Consider the following 26,144-nt stretch of genomic DNA (forward strand, 5'->3'; position numbering starts at 1 on the left):
TTGCGAAACATATGTTTATGAAAAGAAAAACCAAAAAATGAAGGTTATCATCACTTTTACCTTTATCCTTTTCATTTTTACCTTTTCGAATCCGGTTTCTGGAGAAACAGGCATGCGTATTCAGGAAATACTGAATGCCAAAGCCGACTCCAATAAAGTAAAGCAATTGAGCGACTTGTGCTGGAACTACCGGTTCAAATCAGCCGATTCGGCCCTAATTTTTGGGCAACAGGCACTTCAGCTTGCCTCTCAAATCAATTACTCAAAAGGCATCGCCCAGGCATACAACGATATGGCTATCATCTATATCGACAAAGCCAACTTCCGGAGTGCGACCAATTACCTGAACGAAGCCATGAAAATACGGGAGCAACTGAAAGACTCACTTGGAATTGCAGCTATCTACAATAAACTGGGAATAATCGCGCAAAAACAGGGTCGGTTGAAAGATGCGCTTCAAAATCAGATTGAAGCACTGAAAATTTACCAAAACCTGAAACTCAATAAATACGTTGGCTATACTCTGAACAACATTGCCATTATCCACCAAAACCTGGGAAATAACGAAAAAGCGCTCGAATATCACCAGCGGGCGCTCGAATACCGGATCAGTCTGAAAGATCAGGAAGGTGAAGCTACCTCGTACGGGAACATGGCCAACCTGTATGCCCGGATGCACGACACCATTCAGGCCATAAACTATTACGAAAAAGCGCTCGCCCTTTCGCGAGAATTGAAAAAGGACGAACTGATTTGTGCCAACCTGAGTAACATCGGAAATATTTACATGGCACGAAAAGATTACAGCAAAGCGCTCGGCCTTTTCAACGAATCGCTGCAGATCAAGGAAAAGATTGGCGATGCGAAAGGAATTTCTTCCACCTTATCGCGAATCGGAACTGTTTATACCGAGACCGGACGATTCAAAGATGCTTCGGTAGCCTTGAACCACTCGTTAAAAATGGCTAAAAGTGCAGTCGTACTTGAAGAAGAATTGAGCGCGTTGCTGGGACTGGCCAAACTAAAAGCCCTGACCCACGAGACCGACAGTTCATTTGTGCTGATGCGGCAATACATTGTTCTGAAAGATTCGGTTTACGACAACCGCCTGAAACAGCAGATTCTGGACGTACAAACCCAATACGAAACCGACAAACTGGAACAGGATCTTTACCTGATCAAAAAAGACAAGGAGTTTACCGAAGTAAAACTTCAGCAGCGAAAAACAGAACTTTGGTTGCTGATATTTGTGATGATTTCGATTACAGGTGCCGCAATTTTCCTGTTTTACCGCCATCAGCAACGACAAAAAGCTGCTGCCAACGCCGAACGCATTCAGGAACAGGAAGCAAGAATAAACGCCGTATTTCAGGCACAGGAAGAAGAACGGCGGCGAATCGCCAAAGAATTGCACGACGGAGTTGGACAAACAATCAGTGCGATCAAAATGAACTACCAGAGCTTATCGGGTAAAGCAGCAGAAAAAGAACTAGCTCCTGAATTTGAGAAAATCGGGAAGATGCTCGAAAATGCCGGAACTGAAGTCAGGAATATTTCGCACCAAATGATCCCGAAAGAGCTGGAACAATTTGGGCTGATTCCGGCCATTGAAGGCATGTTGAACCTGCATTTGGGGAATTCGCCGCTGAAAGTGGAATTCGAACATTCGGGCTTCGTAGAACGCATCGGGCAACACGTTGAACTCGTTCTTTTCCGCGTTTTGCAGGAACTCATCAGCAACGTGATTAAACATTCGCAAGCCCGGCAAGTCAGTGTGCAACTCATAAAACTCAATACTCATGTGGTTATGAATGTAACTGACGATGGCATTGGGTTTGACGCCGAAAGCAAGGAAAAGGGCGGAATCGGGCTGCTCAATATGGCCAGCCGGATCGACGCTATAAAAGGCCATTTGCATTTCGAATCGGAACAGGGAAAAGGAACAACAGTAACCATCAGAACGCCAATCGCATGAGCAGAATCAACGTACTTTTAACCGACGACCACCAGATCATCATCGACGGTCTAAAATCGCTCCTGAAAAATTCGGATGAAATTATCGTCGCCGCTGAAGCCAACAATGGCCGCGAAGCACTGCGCATACTTGGTTTGCTATCGATTGATGTGCTGTTGATGGATATTGACATGCCTGTTATGAACGGCATCGAAGCCCTGAAAGAAATCAGGAAACAATTTCGCGATGTGAAAGTGATTATCCTCTCGATGCACAACGAAGCGGGCATGATTAAAAGCCTGATTGACCTGGGAGCCAACGGCTATTTGCTGAAAAGCTGCTCCCAGGACGAACTCATTGGCGCCATTCGAAAAGTAGCCTCCGGACAATCCTATTTTTCTACCGATGTAACACTGGCTTTACTGAAACCTGCCAATCCTGAACAGAAAAACGAAATCCTCACCGAGCGCGAAACCGAAATACTGAAACTGATTGCTGCCGGATTCTCGAACAAAGAAATTGGCGACCAATTGTATATCAGCCACCGCACAGTAGATACCCACCGCACCAACTTGATGAAAAAGCTCGATGTCAGCAACATCGCCGGGCTGATTAGCTATGCGATCAAGAATGGGATCTTTTAATGCATTTTTTCATGTCCGTTCACTGAAGTGAACGGCAAAGGATAAGCATGACTCCGAGCTTATTAGAACATATTCTTTACAGTTCGCTCTAGCTGGCAGATTTTTGTCCCCAAAAAATACGGTAAAAATTCACTGAAGTGAACAGCCTGTCCCGATTACCATCGGGAGCAAAGGATAAGCTTGACTTCGAACAAAGCAGAGTATATTCTTTGCCGTCTGCTTTAGCTGACGGACATTTTTATTGTCTCCTTCAAAATACGGTAAAAGTCGTAGGCAATTACGACAAATCCTGTATTTCAGACCTTCATATCCTCAATTACTTTTGGTCATGTAATTGCTTACACACCGATCAAAACATTTTCAGTATTAACCAAGAATTTTTTCACAGAGTTTCCAATCAGGTCTCCAATCACTGAGGTGTTTTGAGGTAACCTAAGCAATTACACTGATGGAAGCTCTGTATTTTTAACTTTTAATTCGATTGGTTATGACAGGTTTACAAAACAAAATCACTTTCTGTCGATTTACAATGCTTGCTTTATTATTCCTTTTTGGTTCGAAGGTTTTCAGCCAGACTGACAATTCTGATTTCGAACGAATCAAGTTGATCAAAAGTGAGTCGGAACTCTCGGGAATGGCCATTTCGCCCGATCAAAAAATAATTGCAATCAGCTTTAGCAAATCGGAACCTATACTGATGGTCGACTGGCAGAGCCGGAAAATTTCCAAAGAAATTAATGCCGGAAAATGGAATTCAGGATCCCGGATAAACTATTCAGCCAATGGGAAATACCTGATTGCTCAGGAAATCAGGTTCTCTGATTTCAGTCAGAATAAAGATCGCACCATCGATTACGAAATCATCGATCCTGAATCAGGAAGCTCGGTTAAAACATTCAACAACGTTCAGGATGTGACTGTTTCGGCTGACGGAAAAAAGGCGATTTCGCTGAACAACGACGAAATTACCTTTTGGAACCTGCCTTCCGGCGAAAAAATGAAATCATTCAGTATTGCGGGCGCCACGAATGCGGTAGCCATCAGTCCTGACGGAAAAACCCTGGCGGTATCGCAACTTGTCGATGGCTCTGAATTTAAAAGTCAGTTTAAAAAAGACAAAAAAGGCCTGAAGAATGCCGTAAAATTCAAACAAGTGGTAGGCTTGTATAATGCTGATAATGGGGCTAAAATAAAGACTATCGGCGAATTTTACGACCTGATTTACAACCTGTCCTTCCTCCCGGGTGAAGATATTTTGCTGGTTTACCAAACTCCCGACATCCGGATTCAGGTCAACAACAAAAAATTAAGCTACGTCAATCTGATTGATATGGCAAAACAGGAACCTATGCGAAAAGGGTTCACATCCATGTCGATAACTCAACCCGACCTGAAAATCAGTACCGACAAAAAGTTGTTTGCCATTAACTCAAAAGGTAACCGCTTTCAGGAAATGCACCTGTACAACTACGAAACCGGCGAACTCGAAAAACGCTTTGAACTGGCCAACCGCCTCTTCGAAAAATCCGACGGCGAACGAATCATCAATAGCTCGCGACCCGCCTTTGTCTTTCTGCCCGAAAACCAATCGATCCTGATTGCCATGGGAAACCAACTCATCAAATGGAATTTCAGAAACTTGTAAGAATAATAAATAACGAATTCAATTTTATTGAATACTTAACTCACCCCACGTCCGCAAGCGGATGTCTCCCCTCTCTACAAGTAGAGAGGGGCAAAGCGAGCAATGCGAGCTTGGGGTGAGTCAGAAATAAAATACGACAACAAAATATGACAATTACTAATCATTGAATATGAAAACAATATTTACCTCAATACTTCTCTTTGTAGTCCTGATCACACAGGCTCAAAAACCCGTACTTATTGAATCAAAAGAAGAAGTAATTAAGCAGGCTACTTCTGAATTGGATGCTGCCTTGAGTCCGCCAGAAGGTACACTTTACAAGTTTAGCCAGAAATACCACATCACCGGAGAATATACCATGCTACTCACACTCCGGAATAAAGGGCAAGTGGTTTCGGTCTTCGTTCAGGATAAAAAAGACGGAAACATTCCTTCTCAAAACGCTTTAAAAGACAAGCTGCTCGCCTTTCAATTCAGCTTCAAAATGCCTAAAAATAAAGACTATAAATTCAATTACACATTTAAATTTTAAATCACGCGATTATGAAAAAGCTTATGATTTTTGCAGTACTTCTGCTTTCGATGGTATGGGCAAAAGCCCAGGAAGACATGACCACCGTTTGGGAAACCAAATTGGGTCACCAGATTTTACACGCCGGAACCTCGCTGGAAGGGGAACACAGCTATGCCGCATCTGACAAAGAAATGTCGCTATTCGACAACACAACTGGAAAGGTGATTTGGGAAAAATCGTTCAGCGAGATGGCGCCAAAATTGCGTAAAATTGACGAACTCATTCCATTTTGGGCGTCGAGCACCATCTTTCTGTTCGACCGGAAACTGGGGAAAGACCAGATTGCCTGCATCAATCTCGAAACAGGTAAATGTCTCTGGACTACCGATAAATACCAGGATCTGGACGAAAGCATGATCACTTATATTTCGGAAGAAGACTGTTTTGCCATCACCCTTAAAAAGGAGTTGGTTTACATCAAAGCCCAAACCGGCGAGGAATTGTGGAGTACCGAGAAATTTAAGGGAGTGGTTGGAAAATACATTTACAGCGGAAGCGACCACACCCTGACCATGGTAAATTTTATGCCAACTTTATTGGGATCACTCTTTTCAGGGTTTAAAAATCAGATTGCAAAAATAGATTTGAAAACCGGAGAAATTCTTTGGGAAAACACGTACATCGGCCTCGCTGAGAAAAAAGTAATCTCACGCCAGCCCATTTTCGACCTCAATGTGAGTAATGGCAAAGTATTTTTAAGACTTAACGGAATGCAGGTTTACGACGATAAAACCGGGGCAAAAATTTGGTCGGCAGCTTACGACTTTACGCCCGAACGGGTGGTTGGCAAACCTATGGGCGCCAAAGCTTTCGGAGTTTATGGCGCGGTAGCCGATCCAATTATCGACGGACAGGACATATACATACTTGACATGCAGTCGCGCAGCAAGCAATATGTAAAAAAATACGACCTAAATACCGGGAAATTGCTATGGACTTCTCCTGAAATTAAAGATGCCAAAGCGATTCCAGGCATGAAACTCGTAAATGGAAAAATTTTGTTACAAATCGGTGGAGTTGTTGAAAAACAATATTTCAAAATGGAAAGAAGCGGCGATCAAGTAGTTAGGGTTGATGTCATTGAATTCGACAATGTAAATCCATGCGGAATTCAGGCATTGAATGCTTCTGACGGGAAACTGGTATGGGAATCGGAACGCTTCAGAAAAGGAATTACCAACATGATTTCGTTTGGCGAAAACACCATTGTTTGCAGCGGAAAAGCGCTTTACTCGCTTGATCTGGAAACCGGAAAAGAAAAATACGAAGTTCCGGTTGCCAAAGGTGGCGTTGGCCTGGCCACGCAGATTCAGCCTTTCAAAGAGGACGTAATTGTGGTTGTAGGCGAAAAAGGAGTTTCAACATTCGATGCGAATTCTGGTGATTTGCTACACTCCGGGAAATACAGAACTTCATCGCTGGAAGACCGGGTTGACAATATCCTGATCATGAAAACGGATAAGGCCGACATTGGTACTTTCGATCTGAACACCTGCAAATACAAAGATTTTAAAGCCAGAACGGGAGCGCTGACCACTTTATCGAGAGACGGAAACTTCGTATATGTCTATGAAAAGAAAGTAGTGACCAAATTGAGTACACATTAATCCTTTTTCTACTCCAAATACACAGCAATCAAAATGGCTTTGCAGCATTTGCAAAGCCTTTTGATTGCCATTGTAAAAATTCCACTCACTAATTCTATCTAAATGAAATCGAACATCTTACTTGTACTTCTGATAGTAATTGTTCTCTACTGCCATCAGCCAAACCAACAAGATAAAATGAGAGATATCAATCAGTTTGTGAAGTCTGAAATCGAAAAATGGAAGAAAGAATTGCTGATCAGCGGTGACGTTGGTGGTCCATGCGAGGACGATTATGCGAAATGGAATGAAAAATATCCGGAAAGTTATTATGGCCTTCCGGATACCATACAGTTCAAAACAGTTGACATGAATGACGACGGGAAAGACGATATTTTGCTGTATTTTCCGGCTGGAGAAGCTTGTACCGGGGGGCACGAGGAAGGTTCTGATTTTCTGAAGCTGATCTATTCCAGCAAAAATGAATACCTGCAAAATAACGATCTTCGTGCGACAATCGAGAAAGAAATAAGGTTTTTGTCCAACAGGCAAACCGGAGCATTTTCCCGGCGTGCCATTTTTTCAGTAACGAATATCGACAAGCAAATCAAAGGAACATTCCAGGTGTGGACCGATGATGACCCGGATTGCTGCGCCGGGTACGAAGGCACATTCGAATATAACCCATTTACATGGAAGATGGAACTCAAACAACATAAAGTTCAGTAATCGCCCTAACAAGATTGGATGGATTATCCTTGTTTTTATCAGTGTCATCAAAACAATCGGCTACAGATACATCTCAGCAGGAAAATCGGTATTACGTTACTTAAACATCATTCAATCAAACCGAACACTACACATTCATATTCAGATAGTTGTGTTAAATAAAATTAATTACTTTTAAATAGTTTAAAATTGATTTCAATTTGTTTTTTGTGGCACATTTTATGAAAAAGTGATACTAAATTTAAAATTTAGTATTATGAAAACGATTAAAAAAATTACTTCAGTATTTATCATTGCTTTTGTTTCAGCAGCACTAGCAATTATTTTGAACAACAAATTTGGAGATGTATCAAATAATCAACTGCTGCTCCATGAAAAAACACCCGTACATCTTACAAATAATGTCTCTAATGGTGGACTCCAGACACAATTACCTGATTTGACAGAGGCGGCAGAAAAAAGTGTTCCCGCAGTGGTTCATATCGATGTAAAAATGCATGAGCAGATGAATGACATGGCGGATAATCCATTTTTCAATTTCTTTTTCGGACCAAATGGACCGCAAGGTAATACTCCTCGTAGATACCGCCAACAACCACAATTTGCCATGGCTTCAGGTTCGGGAGTAATTATTAGTCCCGATGGATACATCGTAACCAATAATCATGTCGTTGATGGTTCAGTGAACGTGGAGGTTATTTTGAACGACAACCGCAAATTTACGGCTAAGGTAATCGGACGTGATCCCAACACTGATATCGCACTTGTAAAGATCGATGCAACTAATCTTCCATATCTTACCTGGGGCAATTCTGATGCACTAAAACTCGGAGAATGGGTACTGGCAGTCGGAAATCCATTTAACCTAAACTCAACAGTTACGGCAGGTATAATCAGTGCAAAATCGAGAAGCATTGGAATTATTAGTGGTCAAATGCCATTGGAATCTTTCATTCAAACAGATGCAGCAGTCAATCCCGGAAACAGTGGAGGCGCGTTGGTTAATACCAATGGCGATTTAGTCGGAATTAATGCTGCAATTGCGTCTCAAACGGGTTCCTATACTGGTTATTCCTTCGCAATACCAGCCACTCTTGCTCAAAAGGTGGTCATCGACTTAAAGAAATATGGCGAAGTACAACGCGCAGTGCTGGGAGTTGTCATGCAGTCGGTTAACGACAGTATTGCCAAAGCTAAAAAACTTGATACGGTTGAAGGCGCTTATGTTAGAAGCACAACCAAAGAAGGCGCGGCCCAAAATGCCGGAATAAAAGAAGGTGATATTATCGTTTCAATTAATGGAAATAGTGTAAAAACTGGGTCTCAATTACAGGAACAAATAGGCGAATTTAGTCCGGGAAATGAAGTTACAGTTGGTTATATCCGAAATGGCGAACTTAAGAATGTAAAGGTTGTTTTACGCAACCTGAAAGGCGATACCTCCATTGTAAAAGAACCAATGTCGGTTCTGGGTGCAGAATTTGCACCTTTAGCTGATAAAGAAAAAGAGAAACTTCAAATCGATGAAGGAGTTAAGGTTACCAAACTGACAGATGGAAAATTAAAAGATGCCGGAATGAAAAGTGGATTTATTATTACTGATATTAATAAAGTGGCTGTTGCCAGCCCAAACGATATTGAAAGTGTATTTATGCACACAAACAATAAAGAACCGTTATTGATTGAAGGTGAATATCCTGATGGCAAGTATGCATACTATGTCATCAAGCCAGAAAGTTAAATTGAGTTTTCAATATAGTTTTCAATTGTTTTCGGGTTAATTTGTAGATGAAGGGAGCTAATGCTCCTTTCATTTTTTTTTGACGGATCGTCATACCGGATATTTTACTGAGAAGAATGTCAGACCTGAATCCAGCACTTGCCACTACTCTACATAAAGCACCAAACCTTTCAAGTACTCACCTTCCGTATGGTACATATCCACCGGATGATCGGCTGGCTGAACCAATTGGTTCAGGATTCGCACTTTCCGGCCTGAAATAGCAGCTGCCGAAAATACGGCTTCGCGGAATTTATCTTTGGTAACCACTTGCGAGCAACTGAATGTAAACAAAATTCCACCTGGGGCAATCTGCTGAAAAGCTTTCAGGTTAAGGCGTTTGTAGCCTTTTAGCGCCTGTGGCAAAGCTCCACGGTGTTTGGCAAATGCAGGCGGATCGAGAATAATGAGGTCGTATTTATCCTTGTTTTTGTCCATGTAATCGAAACAATCGGCTACAAAAGCTTCGTGTCGCGTATCACCTGGAAAATTCAGTTTCACATTTTCGTTGGTCAGATCGATGGCTTTGGCTGATGAATCAACCGAATGAACCATTTTTGCTCCGCCGCGCATGGCATAAAACGAAAATCCACCTGAATAGCAAAACATGTTCAGTACACTGCGGTCTTTCGAATATTCCTGAACCAACCGCCGGTTTTCACGCTGATCGACAAAAAAGCCGGTTTTCTGACCTTCCACCCAATCTACGTTGAAGCGGTTGCCGTGCTCCTGAACTTCAAATACTTTCGATTCACCCAGCAGATAACCATCTTTGGGTTCCAGATCAGCTTTAAACGGAACGGTCTTTTCACTCTTATCGTAAACGGCAACCAGGCGGTCGCCCATCACTTCTTTTAGCGCTTTAGCAATTGTTTCCCGAATCAGGAACATTCCAGCCGAATGAGCTTGCATTACCGCAGTTCCGTTGTAAAAATCAACGATCAATCCGGGCATTCCATCGCCTTCGCCATGCACCAAACGGTAAACATTGGTATCAGGATTATCGACCAACCCTAATTTTTTGCGCACATCCAAAGCGCGATCGAGTTTTCCTTTCCAGAAGTTAAAATCGGGTTCTACTTTTTCGAACGAAAAAACGCGCACTGCAATGGAGCCAACCTGAACATGACCCATGGCCAAAAATTCTTTTTTGCTGGAAACCACTTCCACCACATCGCCCTCTTCTACCCTACCAACAATTTCCTGAATTGCCCCGGAAAAAATCCACGGATGAAAACGTTGAAGCGATTGCTCCTTTCCGGATTTCAAAATAACCCGGCTATACTTTTCTGACATGTTTATTGCTGATTGAGTGATTCAAAAATACGGTGAGAAATCCAGGCGTCGGTGGCGGCATAAATCTGCTGCGCTTCAGTCAAATCGGGCGCTTCCCAATTGGTAACCCGCTGGGCTTTCGAAATGCGGTAACCCAAAACAATGGCCGATAATTTCTTCAGGCTAAAATCCTGAATGCCAAAATCTTTCACATGATCCTGAAGTTCAACAAATCCACCTGGTTTAAAATTATTCAGTTTCTGAAGACCTTTAATGTCATCACGAATGGCAACACCTATTTTTTGTATTTCAGGATTTTCAAGGATGCTTTTTAATCCGTTTGGCAACCCTATTTTATTAAGCCGAAACAAAAAGGCACGCTCTTCGGTAGCCAATTGCAACAATGCAACTTCGTAAACAACCCCTTTTTTAAATGCAGGTTTGGTTTCAGTATCAAATCCCAGCAAAGTTTGCCGAGACAAGTATTCTATCGAAGCCAGATAATCTTCCTTCGACTCCACCAATGTAATATCGCCTTCAAACTGAATAAGTGGTAATTCTGCTAATTCATCTTTATCAATACTTTCCCTGTACATTTTTTATTCTCCCTGAAACGAAAACCGGTCGTTCAACCAGTCCGGATTCTTATTCTTTAATTCATTATTTGGGTTTCCCTCCTGAAGGGAATCTTCATCTGTATTATTCTCACTGTAAATCAGGTTGTGAACGGCACGCAGGCAATTCACCAATTTCTGCCCCCAAACCTGCGCAAAATTGCTCTGACTTTCCCAAAGCGCCTGCTCCATAACCTCATCATTCATGGTACGAAACGACATAATCAGATCTTTCATGTCCTGATAAACATCAGCCACATTTTCGGCGATACTTGATGTTAGCGCTGATTCGCTGAATTGCATTCCCGGGATGAATACTTCCTGATAATCGTCTCCGGCTCCAGTATGGGCAAGTATTTTCTGCTGAATAAGGTTGTATTCTACCTCAGTTACATACTTTTCAAGGTCGTCATCAGCCTCGAATTCAAACTTGGGGAGCAAACTGGCTTTAAGGTATAAAAGAGGAAGCATTTTTTGCAGTCGGCTCAGGAAATCAGCCGATTCCATTTCATCAGCCCGTTCAAGAAAACTGCAAAATTCGTTGGCAACGGTAATTAATTCAATTACATTTTTCGAATACACCAAACTGTTTAATCCTTCATCACTCATGAAAATCGTTCTAAAATTGGGTCAAAAGTACAAAGAATTTTTGTTAACTGAGTTTTGACCTAATTCATTTATAACTGATGAATATCAACCAGTAACGTAAATATAAAAAAGATTGCTCGTTTTCCTGAATTAATCCTCGTCTTTTCCGCTGTACCGCTTTGGATATTTGCCTTTTTCTTTCATCGCATACCACAGAATGCGGTTAAACAAATCGTCGTCACCCGAATCTATTCCGTCGAATTGCGGTTCCATGCTTTTCTGTGCATAACGAAGTGAAGTTCCTTTCAATGCCGAGAGTGGCGGGTTCATTTCATCCAGCGGGATCAGATTTTTAATGGTTTCGTAGGGCGTTAAATCAAATTTTCCGCCGAAACAGTCGAACATCGGTTTGGCTGTGGCATCCATAATGTTCATTGGCGGAAGACCCAATATTTGCTCGATGGTGCGTACCATCGACGGCTGATTGTAATTGGTGCACATAACTTCGCCCGTCCGCGAATATGGACTGATCACCATCCCAACGGTGCGGTAGGCTGACACATGATCCCAACCCGACTGCGAATCGTCTTCGGTAATAAAAACTACAGTATTTGCCCAGAACCGGCTTTTGGTAAGCGCTTCAATAATTTGACCCAGCGCCAGATCGTTGTCGGCAACCATGGCGCGCGGCGTGGGCAAGCCAGGGCGAGTACCTCCCGTGTGATCGTTAGGAAGCGCCATTACCATCAGTTCGGGCAACTGATCGCCATCCATCGCTTCATATTTTTTAAGTTCATCGATAAAAGTCCGGGCACGCAAAACATCCGGAATCTGGTGATCGTCGTACGAAGGATAAGTTGGACTCAAAATAGCTTCGACAGGTTTGATGGTTGTATGATTTGTAAATTCAAATTTTTCCTGATTCAGAAAAGTTTTATAAATGGAAGTCCATGTATGACTTTTATCGTATTCGGGAGTTGAAGCTTCACCATAAATGCGCACATTTTTGCCATGTTTCAGTGCATTGTCCCAGATAAATCCAGTTGGGGCATACACCAAAGCATCTTCCTGAACGTGCGGATAACTGCGGATCCAGGCGCGAACATCTTTCTCAATGTAATCGGTCACGATGGAAGCATCAGTCCACTGATGACCTTCAGCGGAACATTTTCCGGAGACGTAAAAATTGTCGAGCAACATGTATTTATCGACGAGTGAGTGCGTGTTCGGCGTAATTTTTTGTCCAAAAATGGTAAGCGTCGAATCTCCGTCGCCTTTTTTTACATCGCCCAGAATCTGGTCGTATGTGCGGTTTTCCTTGATAATATAAAGCACATGTTTAAAAACGGAAGGTTCGCCAATCCGTTCCGGAACGCAAACTGGCTTAGCCGTTTTTCGCGGCATTTTTTCGAGCAAAGCCAGCCTGAAAAGCTGGTTCGACTGCTCAACGGTTTTGGTAAATGCCTTAAGCTGTTTTTCGTCCGGAACCGGAATAACCGAAACCGAAGCGGTTTGCTTGTGTGAATTATACGACAGTTTTAACGAACCCTGCGCCTGAGTAGGAATTTTTGCACTCTCACCCTCGATATTGGCGACGAACAATTGCTTTTTAGCGGTTTCAACTATAGCACCCGGATAGGCTTCGGTAGGGATGAAACCGGTCACTTTACTCTCATTTCCCGAAGAATTCACTCCCGCCTTCTTTCCGAGTTGAACAACAGCCAGCGCATTATCCATACCGTTGGCCACATACAACTTTTTGCCGTCTTTCGACTGCCCCAAACCATTGGGCGAATCTCCCCAAAACGAGTTTTTATCTGAATTCAACCTTACCGATATGGTTTCAGAAACCTCATCAGTCGATGTTGAAATGGTGCTGACGTTATCGCTGTTGGCATTGGCCACAAAAATATATTTCTCATCGGCGCTGGCAAGAATATCATTCGGATGCAAACCAACCGTGATTTCTTTCAGCACCTTGCCGGTTTTCGGGTCTAAAACCGAAACGGTTCCTTCGCGCGTAGCGCCGGTTCGCGGGTCAACTTTGGCAATTCCCCAAGGAACTCCGGCCACATTGAGGTCATTTTTATCGGGAACTGAGCCAGCCCAGTTGGTCACATAGATTTTCCCGTTGGCTTTGGCAATTCCGAAAGGCGCCACGCCTACCGGGCTTGTCCATATTCTGGTTTTTGCAGCAAAGTCGAGTTTCACGACCTGATTGGTTCCATTCAAAACAACGTACAGGAAATTTTTACCTGATTCATTTTGAACCAGAATTTCGTTGGGTAGAGCCGAACCAGCGGGAGCTTCAGTTTGAAAAATAAAGGAATCACTTCCAACTAATTTCCTGCCATCCCATGCAGCTTCCAGAACAAACGAAATACCTTTGTTTCCAACGGCTCCCCAATATAGTTTGTACTGATTCGCTTCCTGAGTCCAGCAAATTCCGGAGAATGTATTCATCAGGCTTTGTGCCGGAACTAATCCAGTCAATGGCAAATTTGCAACCAGTTCCCCGCTTTCGGCTGAGAGAATAACCACTTCGTAGCGGCCTTCAACAGCAACCCACTTTTCGTCGGGCGAAAGGGCAACATCCAATGCGTGATTTTCTAAAGCGGGATTGCCAAAATAGACCTGTTTCCCGGCAGGGGCAATCCAGCGGTTGTATGGCAATAAATTCGGATTGTCTTTCGGCGATAATGTTTTACTATCGTATGCTGACTGGTATTTAGCCTGTTCTTTGCTCTTTTTTGCTGGCTGCGCAAATATTGAAGACACAGCTACAAAAAGACAAACCGATAAAAGTAGTTTTGTAATATTCATGAATGAACGAATTAAGGCAATTTTTAAATTTCGGATAACACGACACAAATTAATGACAATTGCAGATAAGAACATACGATCATAAGATAAAATGACGTAACTTGTGGCTATCATAAATAACGACGAGTTGATGTACTTAATTTTTGCATATTTGATATAACAAAGAGTCAGCTGTAAAAGATTAATAAAAACTGACATTTCAATTGGAGTCCGGAAACCAATCTTAAACGGGGCGTTACCGAAAAGCCATATGAGTAGGACCAATATAAAGAAACCAATCTTATGGAAGCACAAAAAGTCGACATGTTTATCATGACCAATGCCAAGTATTTCGAAGGCTATCAGATTACCGGGATTAGAGATAGGCTTATTGCCATGGACGATTCAAAATGGGCAATGATTTCTTCAGTACAGTTAAAAGATCCAACAATAAGCTTAATCGTTTCTATTTTGGCCGGACATTTTGGAATTGACCGGTTTATATTGGGCGATACCGGTTTAGGAATAGCCAAGCTTTTAACTTGCGGCGGTCTTGGAATCTGGACGATTATTGATTGGTTTCTGATCATGGGTGTAACCCGCGAAAAAAATATGCGCACGATTCAGCAACTTCTTAATTAATACAATGGTCCGGAACAGGTTGTATGTCCTCGTGTCAACGGCTTGTGCTACAGGGTACATCTGGCTCTTCATTAATTATCACAGAAATATCTCCGAATCCATTGAGCCCGGAGTTTGTTTGTTTAAACGAATAACGGGCATACCCTGCCCTTCCTGTGGGTCAACACGGTCTGTTCTTTCCATCCTGAAAGGAGATTTTGTGGGGGCGCTGTTCTGGAATCCTTTTGGAGTCATTATCATGTCAATCCTGATTCTGGCACCACTTTGGATTCTATATGATATTGTGCTTCGAAAGGACAGTTTGTTGCAGGTTTATAACCGAAGCGAAATTTTCTTGAGACAGAAATGGATTGCAATACCACTGATTTTGCTGGTTATCCTGAATTGGATTTGGAATATATACAAAGGACTATGATTGATACTTCAACTTTTCACTATCAGCCCACCGATCATGAGGCCGAAAAAGCTTCGAACAGCTATGTGATGTCGATGATTGCCATTATGGGTGGATTGCCGTTGCCAATTATCAATCTGATTGCGACCTTCTTTTTCTATCTCGGAAACCGAAAAGGTACTTTCTTTGTACGATGGCACTGCACCCAGGCCTTGTTGTCTCAGCTTTTCCTGATCCCTTTTAACAGCACTGGATTCTGGTGGACCGTTTCAATTATTTTCACCCCTGAAACGATCAGTTCAAAATACATCGCCTACATTATTACCCTCTTTATTTTCAACCTGATCGAATTTATTGGCACCATCTATACCGCCATTGTTACCCGAAAAGGCAGACATGTGGAATGGTGGGTAATTGGCGGTTTAACCAACCTAATTTGCAAAGCCTGATGAAAAAGATACTTCTCGAACTTGTTCTGACAGTGGCTGTAATTGTCGCCGTGTGGTTTGGATTGTCACAAGTGGATTGGATGAAGCTTTTCAACATTAGGCAAAATACCCAAAATACGGAAGAAAAAATCGGTGATTTGTTCTGGAAGATGCTGAAAAATTCAGAAACCGAAATTACTTCGGATTCTATTGTCGCACCAATCGATTCAATGCTCACGCGGATTTGCAAAGCTAATTCGATTGACCGGAAAAAGATCAAACTACATTTGCTGCGGAAAGACGAAATCAACGCGTTTGCTTCGCCTGGTAATCATCTGGTGGTGTATTCAGGCCTGATTACTGCCTGTGAAAACGAAGCCGAATTATACGGGGTGATTGGCCATGAACTGGCGCACATGGAAAAGAACCATGTCATGAATAAACTGTTGAAAGAAGTTGGTTTGTCGGTGCTGATATCCATGTCGTCCGGAAACGGAAATTCAGAAGCGATAAAATCAGCCATCCAGAAAATCTCATCCAGCGTTTACGACCGGAAACTAGAAACAGAAGCCGATCTCACCGCAGTTGATTACCTCGAAAAGACCGGTATCAATCCGGAACCGTTTGCCAGTTTTCTTTACCGGCTGGCTGATGTAACCAAAAATCTGCCAACCCAGATTTACTGGATCAGCAGCCATCCTGAATCGAAAGAACGGGCAGAAAAGATCATTGAACGGATCAAAGGTAAAGACTTCCCCAAAACCGAGGTTGAGGATAGTTTGACGTTTGATAGGTTGAAAGAAAAGATGAAGGAAGGCTTATAAATGCGCAGATTCCCTATCCCAACCTCTTCATCAGCCAAGCCATATTTTTTAGCCAGGGTTTGTAAAACCTCATCGTCTTTGATTTCGTCGCCAGAAGCAAAGTTTCACTTTGCGGCCAGGTAATCTTGTCACTGATTAAACACATACGAAATAATGTTCGCCCCCATCTGCAAGGCCTTTTGGCGAACATCTTCCGGATCGTTGTGCACTGAGCGGTCTTCCCAACCATCGCCTAAATCGCATTCGTAGTTGTAAAAGCAGACTAAACGGCCTTTATAAATCAGCCCAAAACCCTGAGCTGGCTTGCCGTCGTGCTCATGAATTTTAGGGAGGCCGTCGGGAAACTGATATTTCTGATGATAGATAGGATGATCGAATGGAAGTTCAATAAAATCGAGTTCAGGAAAAACCTTTTTCATCTCACGGCGAATAAACGGATCGATCCCATAGTTGTCGCTGATTTGCAAAAAGCCTCCCGATTCGAGGTAAAGGCGGAGGTTGGCTGCTTCGGAATCGGAAAAAAACACATTCCCGTGGCCGGTTAAATCCACATAAGCGTAATTGAACAGATCGGGACTTCCCGGCTCAACCGTTCCCGGTTCAGGATCAATATCTGTTTTCAGGTTGTCGTTGCAAAAGGTAATCAAATTAGGCACTGAAGTCGGATTCGAATACCAGTCGCCGCCGCCATTGTATTTCATCACGGCAATTTTCACCGATTTGGCTTGCGAAAAAACCAGCATCGGTAAAAGAACAAACAGCATCAATCCAAATTTTCTCATCATTTACAAATAACCATCCTGATTTTGTTTTCCGGCCTCCGGTCTCCATTTTGTTTGCCCAAAGATAAAAATATTGCATGGTTTATATGGTCTGTTGAATTTGAATTTGAAGAATGACCGGTATTTCTGAAATAATTGCCAAATTTGTCGTTTAAGCAACAAAACTAAAAGCTGAGGCAATCGTTTAGAAGGTGTCAAAACCAAATTTTATTACAATGAAAAATTTTACAACCCGATCGCTCAATATACCTTTCCCGAAAAAAGATCCACATAACGCACTGACTATGCCAATCTACGAGTCAGTGGCATTTGAATTTAATTCGGCTGAAGATATTGCTGCCAATTTTCGTGGTGAACTTCCGGCACACACCTATTCCAGAACGAGTAACCCAACAGTCGAATATTTCGAAACCAAGGTGAAAACATTGACCGGAGCTCATCAGGTATTGGCTGTTACATCAGGAATGGCAGCAATTTCAGCTACCATGTTGGCCATTTGCAAGCAAGGCGATAATATCATTTCAGGGAAAAATCTTTTTGGACATACGGTTGCGTTGTTCGAGCAAAGTCTTTCGGCTTACGGTGTGGAAACCCGATTTGTTGACACCACCAAACCCGAATTGATAGAACCATTGATTGACAAAAATACCCGTGCCATCTATTTTGAAACAGTTACCAATCCGCAATTGGAAATATCTGATATCAGCCGGATTGCTGAGATTGCAAACAAACACGGCATACTACTGATTGTTGACAGCACCATCACCCCACCATCAGTTTTCAATTCGAAATCGCTGGGTGTTCATGTTGAAGTCATGTCAACCACCAAATTCATTTCAGGTGGAGCTACATCGTTTGGCGGATTGATTATCGACAATGGACTTTACGACTGGAGCAAAAATCCGAATTGCCTGAAGTTCTCTGAAAAGTTCGGAAAAGATGCTTTTATAGCTCGTCTCCGGAAAAATTATTACCGGAATATGGGAATGCCAATGACTGCCCATACAGCTAATTACATGATTGTAGGTTTAGATATTCTGGAATTGCGCGTTGAGCGTTGTTATCAGAATTGCCTGAAATTGGGTGAATACTTTCTTCAAAATCCAAAAGTAACTCGTGTTGATTACCCCGGACTAAAAAGTTCGGAATATTACGATTTAGCAGTAAAGCAATTCAGCGGAGTACCCGGATCTGTTATGACTTTTGACCTGGAAAGTCAGGAAGAGTGCTTCCGTTTTATGAACCGACTGAAGATCATTCGCCGGGCAACAAATCTGAACGACAATAAATCGTTGATCATTCATCCTTATTCAACCATTTATGCCGAATTTCCGGAAAGCGAACGACAGAAGATGGGAATTCGCTCAGGCATGATGCGCCTTTCAGTAGGTATCGAGGGTACAGAGGATTTAATTGAAGATATCGAACAAGCGCTTGGGGTAAATCAATCATAAAAAGGCTGAAACAGCTAAACTACAATGGGTATAAAGATTGCATATATTTTACTCGTCATAACCTTTGTTCTTGGAATTCAGGTCAGTAAACTAAGTGGGCAAACCTATTGTAATCCTCTGAACCTAAACTCACAATACAGTTCAAATCAGTCATCAAACCCAAATATTGACGACCCAACAGTTGTTCTTTACAAGGACAATTATTTTTTATTTGCATCAAATGCCGGAGGCTATTGGTATTCGGGCGATTTACTTTCATGGAAATTTGTTTTAGCGCCCGACCTGCCATTGGAAAAAAGCCAACCAACAGCGGTTGTAATTGGCGATTGGCTCTATTTCTTCACTTCATTTACAGGTACAATGTACCGCACCAAAGATCCGATAAGTGGGAAATGGGAAGTGTATGGAAATTCGATGCTGCTATCGATGATTGGCGATTTTACCATTTTTGTGGATACTGATGGAAAGGTTTACAGCTACTATGGCTGCACCAATAACGACGGAGTAATGTCGCGCGAACTGGATGCAAAGAATCAACTCGAACCTCTGGGAGTTCCAATTGTCTGTAAGAAAACGAATCCACTAATGAAAGCCCTGACAAAATCGAAACCCAATTCAGCCAAAACCGAAAGTCCTGGTGTTAAAGGTTCATGGATGAATAAATACAATGGGAAATACTATTACCAATGTGCCGAGCTGAACAAAGAATTTAATAATTATACCGATGCTGTGTATGTTTCGGATACTCCAACCGGGCCTTTTGTATATGCCGCCAACAATCCTTTTTCAAACCGACCTGAAGGATTCCTCCGTGGTGCCGGAAATGGGTCAACTTTTGCAGATAAATACGGAAACTGGTGGCACATTGCAACGATTACAACTCCCGCAAATCGTGGTTTTCAATCCAGATTAGGGCTCTTCCCTGCTGGGTTCGATAAAGACGGAAACTTATTCGCAAAAACTGATTTTGGCGATTACCCGATCATCATTCCAAACCACAAATTCACCAGTGTCGATAAACTCGATCCGGAATGGGCACTGCTTTCGGATAACTTAACCGGACAGGCGTCTTCCAGTTTATCTTCAAGTCCGGTCGCATCAGCTTTTGATGAAAATTTGGGAACATACTGGAGCGCACAAACTGGTAAAAAGGGCGAATGGCTAAGTGTCGACTTTGGTTCGGTTTGCTCGGTTAATGCTTTTCAACTTTTTTTTCCTGAAGATAAAACGCAAATCATAAAAAGCGATACCGCACATACCCGCCGCTATCTAGTTGAATATTCTATCGACAAAAGGAATTGGAAAAAATTGAGCGATAAAACAAAAAACCTCGAATTCCAGATAAATCCGTATGAAGAACTTAAAAATCCAGTTGAAACTCGATATTTAAAAATCACTAATTATAGAGTACCTAACGGTCCTTTTGCCATTGCCGATTTGCGGATTTTTGGAAACGGATCACACCGGAAACCGAAAAAAGTAAATGAATTTCGTGCAATAAGAGATTACCGCGACCCTCAGGCTATTAAAGTATCGTGGAAAAAACAAAGAAATACCACTGGTTACAATATCCGGTACGGGGCGGATAAAGACAAATTATACCACAGCCTTCTGGTGTATAAAAACACGCGCTTAACCATACATTGTCCCGATAAAAGCAAGATTTATTGGTTTCAGATTGATGCATTTAACGAAAACGGAGTTTCTCCTGGCAAGGCCATGCTGGCAAAATAGTCGACCTAAAAGACATCGGCTTCTGTTCAAGTAATAGAAATAATTTAATGTCGTATTTTATTTTCACTCACCCCGAAGCCCGATAAATCGGTCTTCCCCCCCTCTCTTTGCGAAGAGAGGGGGCAGAACATCGAAGATGTGATGGGGGTGAGTCAGAATTTCAAAAACTAAATTACATAACATTATTTCATTTTCAGTTCTTAGTTTATGCAGATTACCGCACTGGAAGTAACAGTTAAAATATACTTTACCGAAGTAGGGTAAATTCATTTTAAATTGTATCAGGTTAAAAGTTGTAAAATGCAACAAATAACCAACATCTAATATTTATTCGGAAGACCAGAAAATAAAGGATGAGGATATTATCGAATAAAAATCAGGCTGAAACCGGACTTGATCAAATTGGTTTTGAGCAGTTATTTGATGCTTATTATGATGAGCTTCAGCATTTTATTTTCTTCAAATCAGGAGATACCGAAATTGCCGAAGATATTATTCAGGATGCTTTTTTGAAACTCTGGGAAATGCGATCGTCAGTGAGGGTCGAAACAGCGCGAGCGCTGCTTTACACCATAGCAGCCAACCTGTTTGCAAACCGATACAAACGAATGAAACTGAAGCTCAAACTTCAGCAAACAATTGTCGAGGACCGGACTTTCGAAACGCCTGAATTTGAAATGGAAATTAAGGAATTTGACCAGAAACTTCAGCGGGTGCTTTCTGAACTCAACGAAAATAACCGAACTGTTTTTCTAATGAACAGGATGGAACAAATGACATACAATGAAATTGCTTCAGTACTAAATATCAGCGTAAAAGCGGTCGAAAAGAGAATGAAAAAGGCACTTGAGCACCTTCGAAAAGAAATAGAACAAAAATTTTAACAGTGGAAACGGGTAAAAACAGACATATTGATCCTTCGGCTCTTTCAAAGGCGCGTTTTGATCGGCTGAGTACCGACGAAAAGGTTGATCTATTTGTTGATGGATACCGCGTTCCGCAGAAAAGGAGCAAAGCCGAAGCGCTCGAATTACTAAGATCGAAACTTGATCAGAATAGCAAGGAAAAACCTATCCGAAATTTACGGATTTACTGGTCGGCAGCCGCGTCCATTGTTTTGATAGCCCTTTTAACCACCGTTTATTTCTACCAATCAACACCCGACCAAATTGTGGCAGCCAAAGGCCAGCACCTTGAATACGCCTTGCCCGACGGTTCGAATATAACGATCAATGCCGATTCAAAAATCAGTTTTTCTGAATCAGGATTTGCCAAACAGCGTACGCTAAATCTGGAAGGCGAAGCATTTTTCTCAGTTCAGAAAGGAAAACCATTTGTGGTAAATACCCCAACAGGTACAGTTGAAGTTTTGGGTACAACGCTGAATGTATTTAGCCGAGATAACGAACTCAGTGTTTCGTGTTTAACCGGAAAAGTAAAAGTAACTTCCAGCGGCCAAAGCGTAATTATCGAACCAGGAGAAAAAGCTGATTTGGTTTCTGGAATACTCAAAAAATCAACAAATATACAAACGGACCAAATGGCAGGATGGAGAAGCGGCGAGTTTCATTTTGACAACGTGCCATTAATTTCTATTTTTGAGGAGATTGAACGTCAATTCAATGTTGAAATAGCCACAAAAGGTTTGGAAAACCGTTTTTTCACCGGAAGTTTTTCGAATAAAAACCTGAACGAAGTTTTGGAGACAGTTTGCTTACCGATGCATTTGGACTATGAAATCAAAAACGGAAACAAAATCAAAATCGTACCAAAGGCGCAATAAATTCTTGCAACTCATTTCCTTGTTCCTTATTTTATTCCTTTTACTTTCTCCATCAACAGGTTTTGCCCAGTCTCCTGCGTTCAACTTCAGTAATACCACACTTTCTGATGCACTAAAACAAGTTTCAAAAATCCTGAATATTCAGGTTGCCTTCGACTCTAATGCAATGAGTAAGCACCAGATTTCAGGAACATTTCAGGGACAAACTCCGGAAGAAATTTTTGCGGAACTTCTTAAAAATACTGGCTATGTAGCCGAAAAAAGATTTGGAAACTACCTGATTATTCCCGTTTCTGTGGAAAAAATTACAACCACTCCCACTCTATGTCGTATCTCAGGACTGGTAACCGATCTGAAATCTGGCGAACAGCTTCCATATGCCAGTGTTTATCTTCCCAATCAGAATTCAATCCGGACAACTTCGTTAAACGGAACTTTTGCTTTTCGTATTCCTGAAGTTCAATCGTTGCGGATTGCTGTTCAGTACCTGGGCTATCAACCAATCGACAGCACTTTCGCGATTACCGATTCGACTGCGGTTCTGACCTTCAGGATGAAACAAAAGAACATGGAATTGGCGCCGGTCGTAATTAGAAAATCGACACTTAAAATGATTGATCAGAACAAAGAAACCAGCCATTCGACGATCAATCCTGTCGGGTTTGTGAATTTACCCAACATGGGCGAAACCGATATTTTCAGAACGATCCAGATGCTACCTGGAATTGGATACACGGAAGGCTCATCAGCGCTGAATATTCGCGGTGGAACCCCCGACCAAAACCTGGTGCTTTTTGATGGGTTTACACTTTATAACCTCGATCATTTCTTTGGAACTTTTTCGTCGATCAACCCCAATGTGGTGAAAGACATTCAGATTTACAAAGGTGGATTTGACTCGCGCTACGGAGAGCGACTTTCAGGAATCATTGACATTACCGGCAAAACGGGAAACAAATACAATCCGAAAATATACGGTGGAATGAATCTGATCAGCGGAAACCTGACTGCCGAAATCCCATTTTCAGAAAAGCTGACACTGGTTGTGGGCGGAAGGCGTTCGTATGCCGATATTTATTCAAGTTATCTGGTTAACGCCATGCTCGAAAATCAGGTCGAAGATGTGAATTCATCAAGCGGCAACAGCATTGTTAAGCTAAAACCCGGCTTCTATTTTTACGATTACAACGCCAAATTAACATTCAGCAAAAGCGAACAGGAAAAAATGTCGATCAGCGTATATGGCGGGAAAGACTTTCTGGCCAGTACCGGCGCAGGAAGCATCAAACAAACTTTTTCAAACACCAGTACCGATGCAAATTGGGGCAATTATGGATTCAGTTATTCGTGGATCAAGCAGTGGAAGGAGGGTTTCTTTTCCAATTTGGAGGTTGGATATTCAGGCTACCAAAACCAATACACCGAACAAACGGAGGTTACAACCAAAAAAGGCAAAAATACGACAACAACCTTATTCGATACTTACGAGGAAAATAAACTGAATGACTTTTCCGCATCGTTAAAAAATGAATTTGCACTCGGTCTGAAAAACACGGTAGATTTTGGGTTTCAGACCAAATACAACGAATATACCTACCTGAAAGACGCAGGAACCGATGCTTACTACTCTGACATCGCCAATTCGTCGTGGCTCTATTCAACGTTTTTGCAGTTGAACACACAAATGGTAAAAAACCTGACCGTTAAACTTGGCGGAAGGATAAACGGCTATAACCTTTCCGGGAAACTTTATTACGAACCACGTTTTTCGGCCAACTACCGCATTGGCGAGCTAATTAATCTGAAATTTGCCACCGGAAAGTACTATCAGTTCCTGAGCAAAGTCGCTCCTACCCAATCGTATGGCTACAACCGCGACTTTTGGGTCATTGCCGACGATGATAAACATCCGGTGCTTTCGTCCAATCACTTCATCGGAGGAACTACATTTACTTATAAGCGGTTTTCGCTGGATGCCGAATTCTATTACAAAACCATCGACGGACTTCAGCTTTTCCTTTACATTCCTCCATTCCAAAGAAATGTTTCTCCCGGAGGATTTGTGCCACCAGGACAGGCTAAAAGAGTACAACTTCCGAGTAAATTTATTACTGGCACAGGAAGTGCAACGGGTCTCGATTTGCTGCTGAAATACGAAAGCACGCATTATACAGGCTGGATATCTTATTCGCACAGTAAAGCCATACGCAATTTTACAGAGATCAATCACAACGAAGATATTCCGGCGCCTTTCGATAAAACACACGAATTCAAGTGGACCAACTTGTTTACTTTTGGCAAATGGAATTTCTCTGGAATGTGGATTTATTCAACCGGACAGTCCTACGTCAAGAATCAGACGGTTGACAATACCTTAACTGCGATGTTTACCTACGACCGTTTGTCCGATTTTAAACGAGTTGATTTAGCTGCCAATTACAATTTACAAATTCGAAAAGTCAGGGTTAAATTAGGGATGTCAGTAATTAATGTATTTAACCAGGAAAATTACAACGACATTTATTCGCGCGATTTCAATTTCGACACTACCACATTCAACGAAACAACTTACATGCGGTCGTTGGGAATTACCCCAAATTTCTTTATCAGTTTTCAGTATTGAGTAATGGAAACAACTAGATATCGTATTCAAAATACTACTCACCCCTCCGTCCGCAAAGCGGACGTTCCTCCCCTCTCTCTCGAGAGAGGGGAAAAGTCCTGAACAATCGGGGCGCGGGGTGAGTCAGGATAAAAACACGAAATAAAATGCGACATTATTTAATTCATAACATTTAAAACTGACACTCCGCCCAAAGACCATAAAAAAGCTGTTACCATATCCGGCAACAGCTTTTATCAAATTCTATTTTTGAACCCTTTTGGGTAAGGTATTTCCTTTACATTATGGATTTACAGTAACAGTTGCAGTTGCCATTTGAATATCCAAAGTCGTTTTCTCTCTTGCTTTCACAACTACCGGATCTACCGTAACAGGAGTATAACCGTCCTTTTCACAAACTACCTTGTAGGATCCAGTAGGAAGACCAATCATATGATAATTTCCGGCAGCATCAGTAAGTGCCGAACTTAAAATGGTATCGGCAGCAATAATCTGAACATGAGCTTCTGCAATTGGAGTTGTTGCGTTTTCGAAAACTTTTCCACCTACAGATCCGCTATACTTTTGGCATGTAGCACGAAGAACTGGTTTAAAAATAAAACCTTTAATTCCGTTCTTTGCTTTCATATTACCTTGTACTACAAACGATTTGCTTACATCAAAATCGAGAATAACTTCGCTTTCAACTCCACTTTCGATGACCAAATTAGGAGTCATTTTAATTTTTAGTCCGCTGGCAAAACCGCTTGGCACTTTTAAATCAAAATTAGATCCATCTTTAAGAAGTACGCTTGCGTTGGTCACATGCATACGGATCAGATCGTACGATCCAGCGGCAATATCCATGCTTAGCAATTCGGTGGTAATTCCGTTTTGCAAATCGAGCAAATCAAATTCCATCGGATCGCCATCATACAATACGGTAAAAAGTTCTGAATTAGTAGTAACTTCTGTGGTTGACGAAACCGTTGCTGTCGACCGTATTTCAATCTTATCAATAGTTACCAAAGCTTTGTCGACCAAACTCACAGGGAAAGGCGCATCAGTCAGCGACAAAACAATTTTTCCATTTCCTCCACTTTCAGAATCACTAATCTGATTACACGATGTTGCCAGCATCAAGATACCGGTTAAAAGCATCAATCCATTTTTCAATAAATTTTTCATGACTTTTCTGTTTTAATAATGTTTCTTAAAATTTTCCAATCAACTAAGATTTAATTTAAAAAAAAATGAAGAAATGCCCAGTACCTTAACCTTTTACTATATGAACTAAATACCGAATTGAT

The 26,144-nt window shown here is 41.9% G+C and carries 22 protein-coding genes; 16 read left to right on the plus strand and 6 right to left on the minus strand.

Annotated elements, in window-relative coordinates:
* The first annotated feature begins 37 nt into the window (after window positions 1–37).
* The 7 genes from AQPE_RS04570 to AQPE_RS04600 all read left to right on the plus strand — a co-directional run bounded on the left by AQPE_RS04570 (window position 38) and on the right by AQPE_RS04600 (window position 8,873).
* The gene (locus tag AQPE_RS04570) at window positions 38–1,975 is read left to right on the plus strand and encodes an ATP-binding protein (protein ID WP_318349866.1); all 1,938 of its coding nucleotides are present in this window, start codon (window positions 38–40) and stop codon (window positions 1,973–1,975) included.
* Entirely contained in the window at window positions 1,972–2,598 is a 627-nt protein-coding gene (locus AQPE_RS04575; RefSeq protein WP_318349867.1) for a response regulator, read from the plus strand. Before AQPE_RS04570 ends, AQPE_RS04575 begins: the two co-directional genes overlap by 4 nt.
* Before the next feature lie 487 nt (window positions 2,599–3,085).
* Window positions 3,086–4,243, plus strand: a complete 1,158-nt coding sequence (locus AQPE_RS04580) for a WD40 repeat domain-containing protein (RefSeq protein WP_318349868.1) — start codon at window positions 3,086–3,088, stop codon at window positions 4,241–4,243.
* A gap of 169 nt (window positions 4,244–4,412) precedes the next feature.
* Window positions 4,413–4,775, plus strand: coding sequence for a hypothetical protein (locus AQPE_RS04585; RefSeq protein ID WP_318349869.1), 363 nt, complete (start codon window positions 4,413–4,415; stop codon window positions 4,773–4,775).
* Between the two features lie 11 nt (window positions 4,776–4,786).
* A complete protein-coding gene (locus AQPE_RS04590) occupies window positions 4,787–6,424 on the plus strand; it encodes an outer membrane protein assembly factor BamB family protein (RefSeq protein WP_318349870.1) in 1,638 nt (545 codons plus the stop codon).
* 102 nt (window positions 6,425–6,526) lie between these two features.
* Complete coding sequence (locus AQPE_RS04595; RefSeq protein ID WP_318349871.1) at window positions 6,527–7,132, plus strand: hypothetical protein; 606 nt, start codon at window positions 6,527–6,529, stop codon at window positions 7,130–7,132.
* Window positions 7,133–7,388: 256 nt separating this feature from the next.
* A complete protein-coding gene (locus tag AQPE_RS04600; RefSeq protein ID WP_318349872.1) occupies window positions 7,389–8,873 on the plus strand; it encodes a Do family serine endopeptidase in 1,485 nt (494 codons plus the stop codon).
* A gap of 144 nt (window positions 8,874–9,017) precedes the next feature.
* Here AQPE_RS04600 and AQPE_RS04605 read toward each other — a convergent pair whose 3' ends face one another.
* From AQPE_RS04605 to AQPE_RS04620, 4 genes are all read right to left on the minus strand, one after another.
* Window positions 9,018–10,208: a class I SAM-dependent rRNA methyltransferase gene (locus AQPE_RS04605; RefSeq protein ID WP_318349873.1), complete on the minus strand. Its 1,191-nt coding sequence runs from the start codon at window positions 10,206–10,208 to the stop codon at window positions 9,018–9,020.
* 2 nt (window positions 10,209–10,210) lie between these two features.
* Window positions 10,211–10,783: a 3'-5' exonuclease gene (locus AQPE_RS04610; protein WP_318349874.1), complete on the minus strand. Its 573-nt coding sequence runs from the start codon at window positions 10,781–10,783 to the stop codon at window positions 10,211–10,213.
* A gap of 3 nt (window positions 10,784–10,786) precedes the next feature.
* Window positions 10,787–11,410: a DUF5063 domain-containing protein gene (locus AQPE_RS04615; RefSeq protein ID WP_318349875.1), complete on the minus strand. Its 624-nt coding sequence runs from the start codon at window positions 11,408–11,410 to the stop codon at window positions 10,787–10,789.
* Between the two features lie 129 nt (window positions 11,411–11,539).
* The gene (locus AQPE_RS04620; protein ID WP_318349876.1) at window positions 11,540–14,212 is read right to left on the minus strand and encodes a bifunctional YncE family protein/alkaline phosphatase family protein; all 2,673 of its coding nucleotides are present in this window, start codon (window positions 14,210–14,212) and stop codon (window positions 11,540–11,542) included.
* 282 nt (window positions 14,213–14,494) lie between these two features.
* Here AQPE_RS04620 and AQPE_RS04625 point away from each other — a divergent pair, with 282 nt between their 5' ends.
* Genes AQPE_RS04625 through AQPE_RS04640 form a run of 4 tightly spaced genes read left to right on the plus strand, consistent with a single transcriptional unit; the run spans window position 14,495 to window position 16,479 of the window.
* Window positions 14,495–14,833: a TM2 domain-containing protein gene (locus AQPE_RS04625; protein ID WP_318349877.1), complete on the plus strand. Its 339-nt coding sequence runs from the start codon at window positions 14,495–14,497 to the stop codon at window positions 14,831–14,833.
* A 4-nt stretch (window positions 14,834–14,837) separates the two neighbouring features.
* Window positions 14,838–15,248 (plus strand): DUF2752 domain-containing protein, encoded by a 411-nt coding sequence (locus tag AQPE_RS04630; protein WP_318349878.1) that lies wholly within the window; start codon window positions 14,838–14,840, stop codon window positions 15,246–15,248.
* A complete protein-coding gene (locus tag AQPE_RS04635) occupies window positions 15,245–15,676 on the plus strand; it encodes a hypothetical protein (protein WP_318349879.1) in 432 nt (143 codons plus the stop codon). Before AQPE_RS04630 ends, AQPE_RS04635 begins: the two co-directional genes overlap by 4 nt.
* Entirely contained in the window at window positions 15,676–16,479 is an 804-nt protein-coding gene (locus AQPE_RS04640; protein ID WP_318349880.1) for a M48 family metallopeptidase, read from the plus strand. The genes AQPE_RS04635 and AQPE_RS04640 overlap by 1 nt, the downstream gene beginning before the upstream one ends.
* A 128-nt stretch (window positions 16,480–16,607) precedes the next feature.
* Here the strand turns inward: AQPE_RS04640 and AQPE_RS04645 are convergent, their stop codons facing one another.
* Window positions 16,608–17,264, minus strand: coding sequence for a DUF4159 domain-containing protein (locus AQPE_RS04645; RefSeq protein WP_318349881.1), 657 nt, complete (start codon window positions 17,262–17,264; stop codon window positions 16,608–16,610).
* Between the two features lie 212 nt (window positions 17,265–17,476).
* Between AQPE_RS04645 and AQPE_RS04650 the strand changes: the two genes are divergently transcribed.
* The 5 genes from AQPE_RS04650 to AQPE_RS04670 all read left to right on the plus strand — a co-directional run bounded on the left by AQPE_RS04650 (window position 17,477) and on the right by AQPE_RS04670 (window position 24,855).
* Complete coding sequence (locus AQPE_RS04650) at window positions 17,477–18,715, plus strand: aminotransferase class I/II-fold pyridoxal phosphate-dependent enzyme (RefSeq protein ID WP_318349882.1); 1,239 nt, start codon at window positions 17,477–17,479, stop codon at window positions 18,713–18,715.
* 24 nt (window positions 18,716–18,739) lie between these two features.
* Window positions 18,740–20,449 (plus strand): discoidin domain-containing protein, encoded by a 1,710-nt coding sequence (locus AQPE_RS04655; RefSeq protein WP_318349883.1) that lies wholly within the window; start codon window positions 18,740–18,742, stop codon window positions 20,447–20,449.
* A gap of 353 nt (window positions 20,450–20,802) precedes the next feature.
* Complete coding sequence (locus AQPE_RS04660) at window positions 20,803–21,333, plus strand: RNA polymerase sigma factor (RefSeq protein ID WP_318349884.1); 531 nt, start codon at window positions 20,803–20,805, stop codon at window positions 21,331–21,333.
* Between the two features lie 2 nt (window positions 21,334–21,335).
* Window positions 21,336–22,232 (plus strand): FecR family protein, encoded by an 897-nt coding sequence (locus AQPE_RS04665; protein ID WP_318349885.1) that lies wholly within the window; start codon window positions 21,336–21,338, stop codon window positions 22,230–22,232.
* Window positions 22,183–24,855 carry a TonB-dependent receptor gene (locus AQPE_RS04670; RefSeq protein WP_318349886.1) on the plus strand — a complete coding sequence of 891 codons (2,673 nt, stop codon included), beginning with the start codon at window positions 22,183–22,185 and terminating at the stop codon, window positions 24,853–24,855. Before AQPE_RS04665 ends, AQPE_RS04670 begins: the two co-directional genes overlap by 50 nt.
* A 282-nt stretch (window positions 24,856–25,137) precedes the next feature.
* Here AQPE_RS04670 and AQPE_RS04675 read toward each other — a convergent pair whose 3' ends face one another.
* The gene (locus tag AQPE_RS04675) at window positions 25,138–26,022 is read right to left on the minus strand and encodes a DUF4382 domain-containing protein (protein ID WP_318349887.1); all 885 of its coding nucleotides are present in this window, start codon (window positions 26,020–26,022) and stop codon (window positions 25,138–25,140) included.
* Between the last annotated feature and the right edge of the window lie 122 nt (window positions 26,023–26,144).

Origin of the sequence: Aquipluma nitroreducens, from assembly GCF_009689585.1 — a bacterium.
Lineage (GTDB): Bacteria > Bacteroidota > Bacteroidia > Bacteroidales > Prolixibacteraceae > Aquipluma > Aquipluma nitroreducens.